We start from the raw sequence: 437 nt of genomic DNA on the forward strand, positions 1-437 counted from the left end.
GTGCAGCGGCAGCGGGGCGGGCGGGGTGGACCCGCCCGGGCCGGCGGGCGGCGCGGCCGCGGCCGGCGTCGCCACGACCGGCGGCGCCGGCGCGAGCGCGGACGGTGCGGTCGCGGGCGGTGCGGTCGCGGGCGGTGCGGTCGAGGAGGCAGCGGTCGCGGGCGCAGCGGTCGAGGGCGCAGCGGTCGCGGGCGCAGCGGTCGAGGAGCCGAGGCCCGGGGTGGTGGCGTCGGTGGCCGGCCGCGGCTGCGGGGCCGTCGCGACGGGCGACGCGGTGGGCGACGGGGCGGCACTCCCGGGCGTCGTCGGGACCGCACCCGGCTGCGCCGCAGCGGCCTGACCCGAACCCGGCTGACCCGATCCCGGCTGACCCGATCCCGGCTGACCCGATCCCGGCTGACCCGAACCCGGCTGACCCGAACCCGGCTGACCCGAAC

At 82.6% G+C, this 437-nt stretch carries 1 protein-coding gene and 1 pseudogene; both read left to right on the forward strand.

The features are described from left to right. Positions 1-340, forward strand: a pseudogene (locus tag GTR02_RS22145) (hypothetical protein); the annotation flags it as partial. A 41-nt stretch (positions 341-381) separates the two neighbouring features. Beyond that, the coding region (locus tag GTR02_RS25020) for a hypothetical protein (protein ID WP_476702881.1) at positions 382-437 on the forward strand (56 nt) is incomplete at its 3' end.

It is taken from the genome of Kineococcus siccus (genome assembly GCF_009906795.1).
Taxonomy (GTDB): Bacteria; Actinomycetota; Actinomycetes; order Actinomycetales; family Kineococcaceae; genus Kineococcus; species Kineococcus siccus.